The 15,179-nt window shown below is 63.3% G+C and carries 14 protein-coding genes; 5 read left to right on the top strand and 9 right to left on the bottom strand.

The window, feature by feature from the left end:
- Position 1 precedes the first annotated feature (1 nt).
- The 6 genes from SKZ59_RS19460 to SKZ59_RS19435 all read right to left on the bottom strand — a co-directional run bounded on the left by SKZ59_RS19460 (position 2) and on the right by SKZ59_RS19435 (position 8,792).
- Positions 2-976, bottom strand: coding sequence for an HlyD family secretion protein (locus SKZ59_RS19460; protein WP_319992675.1), 975 nt, complete (start codon positions 974-976; stop codon positions 2-4).
- A 2-nt stretch (positions 977-978) separates the two neighbouring features.
- Positions 979-2,388, bottom strand: coding sequence for a TolC family protein (locus SKZ59_RS19455; RefSeq protein WP_319992674.1), 1,410 nt, complete (start codon positions 2,386-2,388; stop codon positions 979-981).
- A gap of 177 nt (positions 2,389-2,565) precedes the next feature.
- A complete protein-coding gene (locus tag SKZ59_RS19450; RefSeq protein WP_070304267.1) occupies positions 2,566-4,176 on the bottom strand; it encodes a bifunctional aspartate transaminase/aspartate 4-decarboxylase in 1,611 nt (536 codons plus the stop codon).
- 45 nt (positions 4,177-4,221) lie between these two features.
- Complete coding sequence (aspT, locus tag SKZ59_RS19445; protein ID WP_034757016.1) at positions 4,222-5,910, bottom strand: aspartate-alanine antiporter; 1,689 nt, start codon at positions 5,908-5,910, stop codon at positions 4,222-4,224.
- Between the two features lie 56 nt (positions 5,911-5,966).
- Positions 5,967-7,649 carry an aspartate-alanine antiporter gene (gene aspT / locus SKZ59_RS19440; protein ID WP_319992673.1) on the bottom strand — a complete coding sequence of 561 codons (1,683 nt, stop codon included), beginning with the start codon at positions 7,647-7,649 and terminating at the stop codon, positions 5,967-5,969.
- Positions 7,650-7,922: 273 nt separating this feature from the next.
- Entirely contained in the window at positions 7,923-8,792 is an 870-nt protein-coding gene (locus SKZ59_RS19435; protein WP_319992672.1) for a transporter substrate-binding domain-containing protein, read from the bottom strand.
- A gap of 249 nt (positions 8,793-9,041) precedes the next feature.
- Here SKZ59_RS19435 and SKZ59_RS19430 point away from each other — a divergent pair, with 249 nt between their 5' ends.
- A complete protein-coding gene (locus SKZ59_RS19430) occupies positions 9,042-9,305 on the top strand; it encodes a heavy-metal-associated domain-containing protein (protein ID WP_070304264.1) in 264 nt (87 codons plus the stop codon).
- Positions 9,306-9,336: 31 nt separating this feature from the next.
- On the opposite strand, the gene ubiT is transcribed toward SKZ59_RS19430, so the two are convergent.
- From ubiT to ubiU, 3 genes are read right to left on the bottom strand one after another with little or no spacing between them, the layout of a single operon-like run.
- A complete protein-coding gene (ubiT, locus tag SKZ59_RS19425) occupies positions 9,337-9,864 on the bottom strand; it encodes a ubiquinone anaerobic biosynthesis accessory factor UbiT (RefSeq protein WP_080698764.1) in 528 nt (175 codons plus the stop codon).
- 20 nt (positions 9,865-9,884) lie between these two features.
- Positions 9,885-10,787, bottom strand: coding sequence for a ubiquinone anaerobic biosynthesis protein UbiV (gene ubiV / locus SKZ59_RS19420; protein ID WP_034757937.1), 903 nt, complete (start codon positions 10,785-10,787; stop codon positions 9,885-9,887).
- A gap of 9 nt (positions 10,788-10,796) precedes the next feature.
- Entirely contained in the window at positions 10,797-11,834 is a 1,038-nt protein-coding gene (gene ubiU, locus SKZ59_RS19415; RefSeq protein WP_413774577.1) for a ubiquinone anaerobic biosynthesis protein UbiU, read from the bottom strand.
- 162 nt (positions 11,835-11,996) lie between these two features.
- Here ubiU and SKZ59_RS19410 point away from each other — a divergent pair, with 162 nt between their 5' ends.
- The 4 genes from SKZ59_RS19410 to SKZ59_RS19395 all read left to right on the top strand — a co-directional run bounded on the left by SKZ59_RS19410 (position 11,997) and on the right by SKZ59_RS19395 (position 15,174).
- Positions 11,997-12,413 carry a hypothetical protein gene (locus SKZ59_RS19410; protein ID WP_319992671.1) on the top strand — a complete coding sequence of 139 codons (417 nt, stop codon included), beginning with the start codon at positions 11,997-11,999 and terminating at the stop codon, positions 12,411-12,413.
- Positions 12,414-12,531: 118 nt separating this feature from the next.
- Positions 12,532-14,280, top strand: a complete 1,749-nt coding sequence (locus SKZ59_RS19405) for a ribonucleoside triphosphate reductase (RefSeq protein WP_319992670.1) — start codon at positions 12,532-12,534, stop codon at positions 14,278-14,280.
- The gene (gene nrdD / locus SKZ59_RS19400) at positions 14,277-14,477 is read left to right on the top strand and encodes an anaerobic ribonucleoside-triphosphate reductase (RefSeq protein ID WP_092610345.1); all 201 of its coding nucleotides are present in this window, start codon (positions 14,277-14,279) and stop codon (positions 14,475-14,477) included. Before SKZ59_RS19405 ends, nrdD begins: the two co-directional genes overlap by 4 nt.
- Positions 14,467-15,174 carry an anaerobic ribonucleoside-triphosphate reductase activating protein gene (locus tag SKZ59_RS19395; RefSeq protein WP_319992669.1) on the top strand — a complete coding sequence of 236 codons (708 nt, stop codon included), beginning with the start codon at positions 14,467-14,469 and terminating at the stop codon, positions 15,172-15,174. The genes nrdD and SKZ59_RS19395 overlap by 11 nt, the downstream gene beginning before the upstream one ends.
- Positions 15,175-15,179: the final 5 nt, after the last annotated feature.

Raw genomic sequence — 15,179 nt, 5'->3', positions numbered from 1 at the left:
ATCAGAGCGGTGGAAACACGACCGACATGCCAGGACGCAAGCCCTCGACCTTGATGGCGGGACGCAAGCGGATTTCAAACGTGCGCAAATCCGTGCCGCCCGGACGGGCCGCGCGCCAGGTGGCGAAGTCCGGCAGCACGGCCACGGAGCTGACCTTGAAACTCAGTTGCTGTTTCAACGCCGGCACATTGGCCGTATGCGTGCTGCCCATGGCAAACGCGGCCATTTCATCTTCGCGCACTTGCAGCACGGCCCAGGCGTCGTCGAGGTTCACCAGGGTAATCACGGGGAAACCTTGCGGCGCCAGCTCGCCTGGCTGTATCTGGATCTTGCTCACCTGCCCGGCGACCGGCGCGGCGATCTTCGTTTCGGCCAGGGCGACCTGCGCTTCCGTCAACACGGCGCCCACCTGGCGCGCCTGGGCGGCGGCGGCCGTCTTGTCTTCCGGACGGGCGCCCTTTTGCGCCATGTCATATTGCGCGCGGGCAGCCTGCGCCAGCTGGTCGGCGGCGCGCCATTGGGCTTGCGCCTCGTCGCGTTTCTGCTGGGCGATCACGCCTTGTTCGTACATATTGTTGACGCGGGTGTACGTCGTTTTGGCGATGGTCGCCCCCGTTTGCGCACGCTCCCAGTTGGCTTTGGCGGCCGCGACTTCTTCCGGACGCGCACCGGCTTGCGCCTTTTGCGCCACGGCCTCGGCCGCCTGCGTGGCGGCCGTCGCTTGCGCAATCTTCGCATCCACTTCCGGACTCGTCAGCTGGAACAGCAGCTCACCTTTCGGCACCGTCTGGCCCAGCTTGACGTACAGCTCGCCCACCCGGCCCGGCACTTTAGACGAGACATTGACTTCCTGCGCATCCATCTGTCCCTGCAAAGGCAGGCGCTGCGGTTGGAATGCCTGGTACAAGCCCCAGCCGACGAAGGCCAGCACGATGACGGCGGCGCCGATGGCCAAGGTTTTTTTGGAAGTACTCATTATTATTTGTCCACAGGTAATTGGATATCGGCCGCGGCGGCCAGGCTGCCCAGGCGCTGCGTCTCGCCCGTCGCTTCCAGCAATTGCGCCAGCCCCATCACATAGTTATAGGCCGTCTGCGCGCGCTGGGTCTCGACCTTGGCCAGGTTCAGGCGCGCGTCGACCACTTCCAGCGACGTCACTTGCCCTTGCTGGAAAGCCACCGTTTGCAAGCGGATATTTTCGCGCGCCAGCTCCACCGACGAGGCCGTTGACAAATACTGGATGCGGGCGTTTTCCAGCGCGCGCCAGTTCTTCTCGATCAGGGTGGGAATGTCGCGCTCGGCCTGGCGCGCCACCACTTCCACCCGCTCCTGGTCGAGCTTGGCGGCGGCGATCATCTTGCCCGTATTGATGCGGTGCACGAGCGGCACGGACACGACGAGGCCAATGGCCCAGTTCGAGCGCACGAGCTTTTCGTTACCGCGATTGAGATTGTAGTTACCGATGGCAAACACGGTGGGCGCGTATTCCTTGCCATGCAGCTTCAACGCTTGCTCGGCCTGCACGCGCTTGCTGTCGATCTTTTTCCAGTTCGCGTTTTCCCGCATGCCCGTGCTGATGAACGATTGCAAGGTGCCGACCGGCAAGCTGTTGACGAACAGCGGCGTGCTGGGAAGCACTTGTGTATTGACGGCAAGCAAGCGGTCGAGCGCCACCTGGGCGATTTCCTCGTCGCTGCGGGCCTGCGCCTCGTCGCTGCGGGCGCTGTCGAGAGCCACGTCGGCGCGCAGGCGTTCCGCGCGCGAAATCAGGCCGCCCTTTTCCAGCCTGGCCGCGTCGCGCTGGTGCTGCGTCACGCCAGCCGTCACTTCGGCCCGCACGGCCACCACTCTTTTGGACAGCAGCAACTGGAAATAGCGCTGCGCCACCAAGGTGGCCAGCTGCTCTTCCGCTTCCGTGCGCTCGGCCTGCGCGGCCAGGGTCAGGCTCGATGCGAGGCCCTTGACGGCGTCCAGGCGCCCGCCCGTGTAGATGGGCCACATGCCCAGCAAGCCGAACGACGTCAAATCCGTCACCACTTCGCGGTTCAGGGAATTGGGAATGTGCGGCGTGGGCAAGCCGGGAATCGGCGGCAGCACGGATTCGATGCCGCCCACCACGCCGGCCAGGCCGCTCGTATCGATATTCAAGTCCGTCGACAAACGGCCGCGAAACGCCGTCAAGTCCACGGATGGACCATCGATATTCGACAAGGCTTCCGCCTTCAGTGTTTTTGCCCGTACGTCGAGCGCGGCGCCCTGCACGGCGCCCGAAGCCTTGGCCGCTTGCTGCAGCGCTTCGTTAAAGGTCAGCGGTTCCGCCTGGGCGGGCATGGCCGCGCCCAGCGCGCTGGCCAGCAATAATGATAAGTGTCCTTGCAATCTGCCCATGTAGCGTCCAGTCAATGAATGAGGGGAAAGCACGGGGTTGCCATGTTTATACTTTCACAATAGCAATTATATCTACGGATGTCCATTCCAGCCTGCACTATTGGTTACCGGGACTGGCACATGAAAACGGGCGCCTCTTGCGGGGCGCCCGTTGCGGTCAAGCCTTTACCAAACTAATTATTTCTTCGCCTTCTTGCCGCCCTTTTCTTTTTCCTTTTCAAACACGGCAAAGAACTCGGACGCCATGTTGCGGATGGCGCGGCCGATGTTGGCGTAGTCGTATTCGTTCAGGTTGGCCAGCGATACGCGGCCGGACGGGTGCGTGGTGCCGAAGCCGCGGCCCGGCAAGAGGATAACGCCCGTTTCCTCGGCCAGGCGGAACAGCGCTTCGTTCGGTTTCAGTTTTTTCAGCAGCCACTGCGAAAACTCCACGCCATGCATTTGCGCGGCCAGCGATTCCATGTCCAGCAAGTGGTAATAGCGCACGGAATTGGCGTCGTGCACCATCGGCAAGCCCAGTTCGCGGTACAGCGCTTCCTTGCGGCGCAGCACGATGCGCTTCATCGACTGCTTGTACTTTTGCTCTTCATCCATCAGCGAGAACAGGGAGAACAAGGTCATCTGCGCCTGCACGGGCGTGGACAGGCCGGCCGTGTGGTTCAGCGCCACCGTGCGGCTGTCGGCCACCAGGCGGTCGATGAATTTCAGCGCGCGCGGCTCCGTCGTGATCGAGTGGTAGCGCGCATCGAGCTGCTTCTTGATGGTTTCCGGCAACTTGGCAATCTTGGCGTCGAGCACATTGTCTTCATGCGTGGCCACCACGCCCATGCGCCAGCCCGTCGCGCCGAAGTATTTCGAGAACGAATACACGAGGATGGTGTTGAACGGGCAGATGGCGAACAGCGAGACGAAATTGTCGGCAAAAGTGCCATACACGTCATCGGTCAAAATGATCAGGTCCGGGCGCTTCTTGATGATCTTGGCGATGTATTCCAGGGTGTCGTCATCGATCTTGACGGACGGTGGATTGCTGGGGTTGACGAGGAAGAAAGCTTTTACTTTCGGATCGAGCAGCTTGTCCAGTTCCTTCTTCGTGAATTGCCAGTTGTTCGATTGCGGCGCATCGATGTGCACGGTGTTCAGCTTGTAATCGTTCAGCTGTGGAATTTCGATGTACGGCGTGAAGATCGGCATGCCCAGCGCGATCGTGTCGCCTTCCTGGATGATGTGGTTCGATTTCAGGCTGGCGAACAGATACGTCATCGCGGCCGTGCCGCCTTCGACGGCGTACATGTCGAAGTTGCCGACGAAAGGATGGTCGCCCACCATTTCGCGGTGGATATACTGGCCGACGATTTTCTCGGACAGGCGCAGCATGCGGTCCGGCACGGGATAGTTGCAGCCGAGGATGGCTTCGCACATCTCGTAGAGGAAGTCGCCCGCGCTCAAGCCCAGCTGGTCGCGCACGTACGACACGGCCGCTTCGATGAAATGCACGCCCGGGTTGCCTTCATGCTTGCGCACGAAGATTTCAAAGCGCGCCTCGATGCCGTCGCGCGTGGGGAAACCGCCCACGTCGTCCATGTAGACATAGGAGCGTTCCGCTTCCGTCATGGCGAACTGGCCGAACTGGAAGAAGCCGTGGCGCGGCGTGGTGGCAAGGAAATTCGGGTTGCCGCGGCCCGCATTGAGCATCAAACGGTTGCTTTGCTTGGCCGTCTGGATCAGCGCATCCTTCAATTCGAATGGGCTCAACAGGGCGAGTTTGCTTGGGTTACTGAAATCCATTTTTGCTACTCCTTTAGACAGACAATGTGCAGGGTTCTTGCAGACTCAGACGAAGGCCACGATGAGCGGCCCCAGCAAGGTCAGGAAAACGTTGGCCAAGGCATACGTGATGGCAAACGGTACGGTGGGAATCGAGTTTTGCGCCGCGTTCAGCACTTCGCCGAACGCTGGATTGGCGCTGCGCGAGCCGGACAAGGCGCCCGCAAACACGGCCACGTTGTCATAACGCAAGATGTAGCGGCCGATCAGCATGGTCAAAATCATCGGCAGGATGGTCACCACCACGCCGACGCCGAACAGTGTCAGGCCGTGTTCGCGCACGGTTTGCACGGCTTGCAGGCCGGACGTGAGGCCGACGACGGCAACGAAGCCGGCCAGGCCCAAGTCTTTCAAGATTTGCACGGCGCCGCTGGGCATATAGCCGAACGTCTGGCGCTTGGCGCGGAACCAGCCGAATACCAGGCCCGACAGCAAAACGCCGCCGCCGCTGCCCAGGGTCAGCGGAATCGAGCCGATGCGCGCCACCAGCAAGCCCACGAGCAGGCCGACGACGAGGCCGGCGCCCATGTAGACAAAGTCCGTCTTGGCGCTCGGCACGATCATGTAGCCCACTTCGGCCGCCACGCGCTTGACGTCCTGCTCGGCGCCATAGATGGTCACCACGTCGCCCGTCTGGACGACGGTTTCCGCCTGCATCGGCAGGATCTTGCCCATGCGGCTCAGCTGCACGACAAAGATGCCGTGACGCACGCCCGGCGCCGTCGCGCTGCGGATCTCGCCCACCGTCTTGTTGTGGTAAGCCTTGTTGGTCAGCACCATGTCGCGGCGCTGCATCACCAGTTCCATGCCTTCGACGGCAAGCAATTCCTTGCCCAGCTGGGAAGAGACGCTGAGCATGGCTTCGCGCCGGCCCACCAGCAGCACGATATCGTCGGCCGCCAGCACCAGGTCCGGGCTGACGTCGATGATCTGGCCATTGCGTTTCACGCGCTCGATGGTAATGGCCGTATTCGGATGGGCGCTTTCGATCTCCTCGACGGAACGCCCGGCACCGGGGCCCACGTCGTAGATGCGGCCGATCAAGTCGGGTGCGGCCGGCGTCTGGCCCGGCCCCAGCACTTGCACGCCCGCCTGCAGCGCCGTTTCCGCCTTGATCGCATCTTCGCGGATGGTGCGCCCCATGAGCTTTGGCAAGATGTTGACGCAAACGATGATGGCGCCAAACGAACCGAACACATAGGTGACGGCATAGCCGACGGCCACGTTCCCCTGCAAGCGCGCCACTTCGTCGGCCGCCAGGCCCAGCTTGGTGATCGCGTCGCCGGCCGTGCCGATGATGGCCGACTGCGTCAAGCCGCCCGCCGCCACGCCGGCCGCCAGGCCCTTGTCCAGGTCGAACATCTTGGCCAGGATGACCACCGTCAGCAGCGCCGTCACGGCCAGCACGACGGCCAGGATGATTTCGCGCACGGACTGGCGCCCCAGGGAATTGAAGAACTGCGGCCCGCTTTCATAGCCGACCGCATAAATGAACAGCGCGAACAGCACCGACTTGACGCCAGGATCGATAGCGACGCCTACCTGGCTGACGAGTACCGCCACCAGCAATGAACCGGCCACCCCGCCCAGCTGGAACGAGCCAAACTTGATCTTGCCGATGTAATAACCCACTGCCAGGGAGAGAAACAAGGCAATTTCAGGCGACTTCTTGAATAACTCATGCAACCATTCCATGCGGACCGCCTTTCATGTTGAAGGAATTCTTTACTGCTTATGCTCTTGCAAGCTGCTCATGTGTGCACCGACCCGGCCAGGGCCACGATCAGCGGCCCCAAGAGGGGCAGCACCACGTTCGAGATAGCATAGGTAATCGTGTAGCCCAGCAAGGGCGTGGAATTGCCGGCCGCGTTCTGCACGGCGGACAGGGCCGGCGTGCTGCACTGCTGGCCGGCGATGGCGCCCAAGAGCACGGGCGCTTCCAGCTTGAGGAAAAAGTGGCCCACCAGCAGCGACAGCGAAGCGGGGATGACGGCGATCAGCACGCCCATCAGCGGCAGCGACAGGCCGTACTGGCGGATCAGATCGATCGCCTGCGGCCCCGACGCCAGGCCCACGCAGGCGATGAAGGTGGCCAGGCCGATATCCTTCATCATGTCGAGCGCGCTGGGGTGGATGCCCGGCATGCCCGGTTTGCGCGCCTGGTACCAGCCGAACACGAGGCCTGTGAGCAAGGCGCCGCCGCCCGTGCCCAGCGAAAACGGAATGCCGCCCAGCTTGGCACTGAAGCCGCCGATATACACGCCCAGGACGATGCCGATGCTGGCGTAGACGATATTGCTGCGGTCGCCCGTCGGCACGCGCTTGCCGATGGCGGCCAGCGCCGTGTTCAGTTCGCGCCCTTCCGTCGTGCCGTACAGGCGCAGCACGTCGTCGCGCTGCAATGCCAGGTCGGGCAGCGGCGGCATGCTGTGCTCGCCACGGACGACGGCCGCCACGTGCACGCCCGAAGGCAAGGCCAGCTGGCGCAAGGGCTGGCCGACGAGCGCGGCTTGCTGCAGCACCACTTCGACGGCGGAAACCGCCATGTTCAAGCCCGTAGTGTCGGCAAATTCCTCGCCCAGGATGGCTTCGGCCGCCACCAGTGCGGGACGGTGGCCGATCACCAGCACTTCGTCGTTATTGCGCAGGCGCAGCGCGGGCTCCAGAGCCAATACCTTGCCATGCCGGCGCACGCGCGTGATGCTGGCGCGGCCCGCGAAAATATGCTGCAAGGCGTCGAGACGGCGGCCCGCGCCGCGGCTGATGCGGTAGGCGCGGCCCACCATTTCCGGCGTCGCCTGCACGCCGTCGCCGTCGGTCTGCGCACCGCCCATCTTTTCCCACAATTTATCGGCTTCCTCGCGCAGGTTAACGCGCAGCAGCAGCGGAAAAATCTGGCTGGTGACGATGACGATGGCGATCAGGCCGAAGATATACGTGATGGAATACGCAGTGACCACGTTGGCCTGCAGCTCGGCGATGCGGGCGGCCGGCAGCGCCAGTTTCGAGATGGCGTCCGTGGCCGTGCCGACGACGGCCGATTCCGTCGCCGCGCCCGCCATCATGCCGGCCGCCGTGCCCTGGTCCAGGCCCAGGAAACGCGTGGCCAGCAGCACCAGCGCCAGCACCACCACCACTTCGATCAGGCACAGCAAGCCCAGGCGCAAGCCCTTGGCGTTGAGGTTGGCAAAGAACTGGGGACCGCCCGCATAGCCGAGGGCAAAGATGAACAGCATGAAGAAGACGTTCTTGACGCTGGCGTCCAGGGTGATGCCCAGCTGGCCGATCAGCAGCGCGGCGATCAGGGTGCCGCACACGCCGCCCAGCTGGATGGGACCGAAGCGTATCTGCCCTACCGCATAACCGAGCGCCAGCGCCAGGAACAGGGCCAGTTCCGGCACCTGGTGCAATACCGACGTGATCGACTCGAGCATGGGCAAACCTTCGAAAAGATAACGGATGGTTACAAGGGAACAGAGCGTTCGGCGGCTGGCCGCAGCTGGCTGTTGAACGGGCGCACGGGTCCCGCACGACACCTGCGTATCACCGCTTGTGCTGGGAAAGGTTTGCAAAAGTGTTGCAACGTGGAATTATGTTCGGCGAAGATTCTATTTATGTCAACAGGTGTTCTGTTGAACTCGCTTTGCGTTTCATCAAACATCATGCGCACGATTGAAGCGCATGTTTGACACTGATCAATAAAACTATTAGTAATTTTTTGGACGATACCAAAGTGCCTTGCGCGCCAGCGGCGTCTCTTCGGGCAGGTCGGGATTGGCCAGCTCCAGCACGTGGCGCCGGGACAATTTCAAACCATCGGCGAAGCGGCCGAAATGGCGCTGGAACAACTGCGCGAAACTGCCATCGGCCAACATTTTCTCCAGCCCGATTTCAATATGGCGCGCCAGTTCCGGCCGGTGCTTGCCGACAAAAAAGTACAGCGCGGCCGGGTAGCGAATGACCAGGTGAGTATCGAGCGCCAGCGGCAATCGCGCATGGCTGGCCAGCTCGCTTTGCGCCTCGATCACGGAACGGGGAAAGTAGTCGATGCGCCCCGCCGCCAGTTGCTGGAACAGGCCTTCATAGGTGCTCGAGGTATCGAGGCGCAAGCCATTTGCCTGCAGGATGACGGAGTCGGGCCAGTCGCGCATCTGGCCGGCTGACAGCCGCGCCAGCGCGGCGATGCTGCGCACATCGCGCAGCAACTGCGGCTGGCGCGCGTGGATCAGGGCCACTCGCCAGCCGATCAGGCCGCGGTCGATGGGGATGCGCACCGGCAGCAATTGCGTCTCGCGCGCGCGGCTCGTCATCGTCCAGACGACGTCGACGCTGCCCGACGCCGTGGCGATTTCCTGCATGGCGCGCGTCTGCACCATGCGCAGTTCGGAGCGGCGCAAGACATAGGCCTGGCCCGAGCGGGCCAGCGCCTGTTGCAGCAAGGCCGTCACATAGCCTTGCTGCGGATCATCGATCGCCTGGTGGCGCGGATACACGAGCGGCAGCGGCGACGACTTGCCGGCGGCGGCAGCGCCCAACGGCCACAGGGCGGCAAGCTTGAGCAGGGGGCGGCGCTGCATGGGCCCTCCTTTCCAGCGCTTTCATCAGCGTACTTATCAGAATGACAGTATCACGCAGCAGAGCACGCTTGTCGACTGGAATACGGCGACCGTGTATAAAACAACAGCACTTTCAGGCTGGCCAGCAGCGGTTGGAATTAATCCAGATCAATAAAACCGCAAATAGAAAATAAATCTTGCGTGCGGCTCTGGACGGCATGCTTGCCCCTCGCCTACGCTGTTTTTTTATCTGAAAAACAAGAGGAACCCATGCAGACAGCGCGCTTGAATATTATTGGAATGGATCATGAAGGCTGCGCCGACAGGCTGACGGGCGCGCTCGAAGCCGTCACGGGCGTGGCCACCGTCTGCGTCTCGCTGGCGCGCCACGGCGCCACGGTGCAATTCGACGAACGCCTGGCCACGCAGGAACGCCTGCTGGCCGCCGTCAACGACGCCGGCTTCATGGGCGAAGCAACGGATGAAGTACAGCTGGCCTCGTGCAGCGGCGCCTGCGGCCACTGCCGCCATTGAGTGCCGCCACTGCGCACCGCCAGCTCTCCGCCTACCCTCCCCGCGCGCCCCGGTCGCGCAGATGCGCCAGCACCCGGCGCGGTCCCAGCGCCTGCAGGTCGAACGGCGGCAACTCGATGGCATCGAGCGTATTCTTGAACAGCAAGCCCAGCTCCGTATCACCTTCCAGGCTCAAACGGCGGCTGAAGAACAGCGTGTCCGGATCTTCCTGGCGCCGCGCCAGCAGCATCAAGTCATGCACGCTGGCGGCGATGCACAGGTCCGGCACGTCCACATAGCGCTCGGCCACAAACACCGTTCCCTGCCACTCGAAATCGAAGGCGATGCCCGCGTCCAGCAGCCGCAAGCGCAGGCTGCGCCCTTCCAGGCTGCTTCGCACGTCGTCGGGCAATTGCGGCGCCAGCAGGCGGTTCAAGCCTTGCACGAACAGCCAGGAGGCGGGATACGGCGGCAGCTTGGACAGCAATTCGGCCAGCGGTTCGGGCAGCCGGTATGACGCGGCGGGCTTGCTCATGGGAGGCTTGGCCGGGACGGGCAATCTTTCCAGTTGATCTTGCATGGTGCTTCCTTTCGATGCGTTCAATGGGCGGCGTGCTGGTGCTGTTCCATGCCAGGCTGGCCGTGCCAGTAGCCGTCGCAGGCGCCGGCCGGCTGGCAAGCGGCCAGCTGGGCCTGGGCGCCGATGCCGCTGACCTGGCCGCGGCGCGCGCGGTCGAAGATGGCGATGACTTGTTCCGTGTGCATGGCTTGCGGGCTGATGCGCGCCACCGACACGCCCATGTCGCGCATGGCGTCGAGTTCGCGCACCAGGTTGTAGACGAGCGCCGACTGCGTCTGCGTGCCATTCAACACGAGGAACGGCACTTCGTCGCGCGTGCGCAGCAGCAGGCCGTCCGGCTCTTCCAGGCAGCTGTAGCCGCAATCGTCCTTCGGCAGGTTGCGGTTGCGCGCCGTGAAGCAGCGCGCGGAAAACGCCAGCGGCATGCGGCCGTAGGCGAATACCTCCGTCTCCAGCCCTTCCGGTTTCTGGCGCTGCATCTCGGCCAGCGCCGTCTGTCCCATTTCCAGCGGCATCACCCAGCGCCGCGCCCCGAGGCGCGCCAGCAATTGCAGGCTGGGGCCATTGAACAGGTTCAGATGGGGACCGGCGACGAAGGGCGTGCCCTTTTCCATGCAGTGCACAGCGCCCATGTCGTTGGCCTCGACGCCGTAGCGGCCATTGCCCGTGATGCGGCGCAGGGTCGCCAGTTCAGCACCCGCCTCGATCAGCGCCTGCGTCGACAACACCACTTCCTTGCCGGCGGCGGCCAGCATGTCGGCGATATCGAGCCAGTCGGCCAGGCGCACCTCGTGCCGGCGCGAGCAGACGGTTTCGCCCAGGTACACGATATCGACGGCCGTGGTGGCGATCTGCTGGTAAAACTCGAAAACGGTGGCGCGCGGCCAGTAGTAGAGCAAGGGGCCCAAAGAAAGCTTCAGCATGTTCATCCTTTATTTCCAAGATCTATGGTAGGCACCCAAGGTGTGCTGCTGGCCCTCGGCCAGCTTGTCCATGGACGCCATCCAGGCCGGCTTGACGGCGTAGCGCGCATTGCCTTCGCGGCAGGCGTCGATCGCTTCGCGCCACACGCGCGTCACCTGCGCCACGTAGGCGGGGCTGCGCTGGCGTCCTTCGATCTTCACGGCGCGCACGCCCATGGCGATCAGCTGCGGCAGCAGCGCCAGCGTGTTCAGGCTGGCCGGCTCCTCGATCGCGTAATACTCTTCGTCGTTGACTTCGAAACGTCCCTTGCACAGGGTCGGATAGCTGGCGTTTTCGCCTGGGGCATAGCGGTCGATCAGCACGCCGTTCAGGCGCGATTCGAGGCCGTTCGGTGTTTCCAGCCAGCGCACGGATTTCGCCGGCGAGCACACGCCGTGAGTGTTCGGCGCCTCGCCCGTCGCGTACGACGACAGCGCGCAGCGCCCTTCGACCATCACGCACAGGCTGCCGAAGCCGAAGACCTCGATCTCGACTTCCGTCTTGGCGATCAGTTGCTCGACCTGCGCCATCGACAGCACGCGCGGCAGCACCGCGCGGGCGATGCCGAAGTGCTCATGGTAAAAATTGATCGCTTCGTAGTTGGTGGCCGAACCCTGCACGGACAGGTGCAAACGCAGTTGCGGGTGGTGCTCGCTTGCATACGCCATCAGGCCCGGATCGGCCACGATCATGGCGTCGATACCGGCCTGCGCGGCGCGGTCGATGGCGCTGCGCCAGACGGCCCAGTTGTGCGGCTGCGGATAGGTGTTCAGCGCCAGCAGCACCTTGCGTCCATATTGGTGGGCGTAGCGCACGCCCTCGGCGATGGCCTTCTCGTCGAAATTGAGGCCGGCGAAATTGCGCGCATTGGTGGCGTCGCGAAAACCCAGGTAGACGGTATCGGCGCCATTGTCGATGGCCGCTTTCAAGGCAGGCAGGCTGCCGGCGGGGCAGACCAGTTCCAGCGGTCCGGCCACGCGGGTGGCGGTGGTTGATTCAAGCATCATGGTGTTCACAGTCCTGTATCGGCTCAGGGTGCAGACTATAGCCCCGCCCATACCGCCCAGTCCTTGACGCAGGTGAAGGAATGCATGCATGGCTGGCGCGCGTTCAAGTTGCTTGACCTGGCTGTAAAATGCCCCACTTTTCTCCCTCACCGATTGCCCGCCATGCCCCGCAAACCGCTGCTGCTATTCCTGCTCACCCTATTCCTCACCGTGCTGCAAATACAGTGGGCTTCGCCCGCCGACGGCTATGTCGAAGAAACGCTCTCCGTGCTGTCGCCCGAGGCGCTGGGCGTCTGGGCCGGCGTGCTGCTGCTGTTCCTGCAAGCCGTCTTCGCCCGCCGCGCCATGCCCGTGCTGCGCCAGGCCGCCATCTGCACGGGCCTGCTGGCCGTCTACTGGCTGCTGGCGAACTACGTCACGTTCGACGCGCGCGTGGCCAGCTGGAGCACCTTCTCGGCGCGGGAAATCTGGGCGCACGTGCTGCCCGCCTCCGTCGCCAGCATCGCCGTCTGCGGCGCCATGTACTTTGGCCTGAGCTGCTTCATCCCGCGCCTGGGGCGCGCGAAAAAAAGCCGCTGACGCGCTTTCTTCACCTGCATCAAGGATTCGTCACGCAACTGCACGCGCCCTTTGACGCCACTATATTTAGTGATTAATCTCCATAAAAACACCGCATGTTGTGTTTATTGGAGGTTTCATGACGACAAATGCAGTTTCCCCCACACGCGGCCAGGTCGACGTCGCCGCGTCCATCAATGAATACCTGGACCGGCGCGACTGGCGTGTCAACGCCAACGCCAACCAGGGCTACTCGCTGGGCGGCCTGATACTCAACGTGTCGGGCAAGGTCATCGCCAACTACTGGCTCGACCAGGTGTATCCGCCGGAAGTGGGCGCGGCGCACCGCGAAGCGGCGCTGCACATCCACGACCTCGACATGCTGGCCGGCTATTGCGCCGGCTGGTCGCTGCGCACCCTGCTGCACGAAGGCTTGAATGGCGTGCCGGGCAAGATCGAATCGGGTCCGCCGAAACACATGTCGAGCGCCATTGGCCAGATTGTCAATTTCCTCGGCACCCTGCAAAACGAGTGGGCCGGCGCGCAGGCGTTCAGCTCCTTCGACACCTATATGGCGCCCTACATCCGCAAGGACAGCCTGCGCTACGAAGACGTGCGCCAGTACATGCAGGAGCTGATCTTCAACCTCAACGTGCCATCGCGCTGGGGCACGCAGACGCCGTTCACCAACCTCACGTTTGACTGGATCTGCCCGGACGATTTGCGCGAGCAGATTCCCGTCATCGCCGGCCAGGAGATGGACTTCAGCTATGGCGAGCTGCAGGTGGAAATGGACATGATTAACCGCGCCTATATCGAAATCATGATGGCGGGCGACGCCAAGGGCCGGGTCTTCACCTTCCCCATCCCGACCTATAACATCACCGAAGATTTCGACTGGCATAGCGACAACGCGGAGCGCCTGTTCGAGATGACGGCCCGCTACGGCCTGCCCTACTTCCAGAATTTCATCAATTCGGAACTCAAGCCGAACATGATACGTTCCATGTGCTGCCGCTTGCAGCTGGACTTGCGCGAACTGCTCAAACGGGGCAATGGCCTGTTCGGTTCCGCCGAGCAGACGGGCTCCCTGGGCGTGGTCACCATCAACTGCGCGCGCCTGGGCCACTTGTGGCGCGGCGACGAGCCAGCGCTGATGGCGGACCTGGACCGCCTGCTGGAACTGGGCAAGACCAGCCTGGAAATCAAGCGCCGCACCATCGAAGAACTGATGCAGCAAGGCCTGTTCCCGTACACGAAACGCTACCTGGGCACCCTGCGCAATCACTTTTCCACCCTGGGCGTGAACGGCATCAACGAGATGATCCGCAACTTCAGCGGCGACGCTTACGACATCACGTCCGCCGAGGGCCATGCGCTGGCGAGACGTCTGCTCGACCACGTGCGCGCCCGCATGGTGCAGTTCCAGGAAGAGACGGGCCATATGTACAACCTGGAGGCGACGCCGGCCGAAGGCACGACCTACCGCTTCGCGCGCGAAGACCGCAAGCGCTATCCGGCCATCCTGCAGGCGGGCACGGTCGACAATCCGTACTACACGAATTCGTCGCAACTGCCCGTCGGCCATACGGACGACCCGTTCGAAGCGCTGGAATTGCAGGACGCGCTGCAGCGCAAGTACACGGGCGGCACGGTGCTGCACCTGTACATGACGGAAGCGCTGTCGGATGCCAACGCCTGCCGCGAGCTGGTGAAACGCGCGCTGAGCCGCTTCTCGCTGCCCTACATCACCGTCACGCCCACGTTTTCCATCTGCCCGCGCCACGGCTACCTGGCCGGCAAACATGAATTCTGCCCCACCTGCGACGCGGAACTGATCGCCCGCAAGCAGTCCGATCTCGCTCACCCACTCAAGGAAACGCCATGAACGCACGTCCCGACTTCACTCCCGCCATCACCCTGCTCGATACGGAACGCCAGCGCTGCGAAATCTGGACGCGCGTGATGGGCTATCACCGCCCTGTCGCCTCGTTCAACATCGGCAAGCAGGGTGAATTCCACGAGCGCCAGTATTTTACGGAAGCGAGCGCCCGCGTGGGCCAGCCCGCCTGCCATGGCGCTTGAACTGAAAGTGGGCGGCCTGACGCCCTTTTCGGCCACCGACTACCCGGGCAAGCTGGCGGCCGTGGTGTTCGTGCAGGGCTGCCCCTGGCGCTGCGGCTATTGCCACAATCCGCACTTGCAGGCGCGCACGCCGGAAGGCGCCATGCCGTGGCAGGACGTCCTGACCTGGCTGCGCCGCAGAACGGGCCTGGTCGATGCCGTCGTCTTCAGCGGCGGCGAAGCGTGCATGGATCCGGCGCTGGCGCACGCCATGCAGGACGTCAGGGCACTGGGTTTCGGCATCGGCCTGCACACGGCCTGCATCTATCCGCAGCGCCTGCAGGAAGTGCTGCCCCTGGTCGACTGGGTCGGTTTCGACATCAAGGCGCCGTTTGCCGACTATCGTCATGTGACCCGCGTGGCCGGCAGCGGCGACCCGGCGCGCGCCTGCCTCGATGCCATCCTTGCCAGCGGCGTGGCCTACGAATGCCGTACCACCACCCACCCCGACTTGCTGCCGGACGAGCAGTTGCTGGCCCTGGCCAGCACCCTGGCCGCGAAAGGCGTCGACAACTACGTGCTGCAGCAGTTCCGCGCTGAAGGCTGCGCGGACGCGGCGCTGTCCGGCCGCCCCTTGCACGGCTATCCGGCGGCGACGACTTTGGCGCAAATCGCCGCCATGTTTCCGCGATTTACATTCCGTAATCATGGCAGTTGAGCCTG

Origin of the sequence: Janthinobacterium sp. GMG2 (genome assembly GCF_033949445.1) — a bacterium.
In the GTDB taxonomy this organism is placed as follows: domain Bacteria; phylum Pseudomonadota; class Gammaproteobacteria; order Burkholderiales; family Burkholderiaceae_D; genus Janthinobacterium; species Janthinobacterium aestuarii.
The sequence above is the reverse complement of the archived record's forward strand: the minus strand, read 5'-3'. Positions and strand labels throughout refer to the sequence as shown.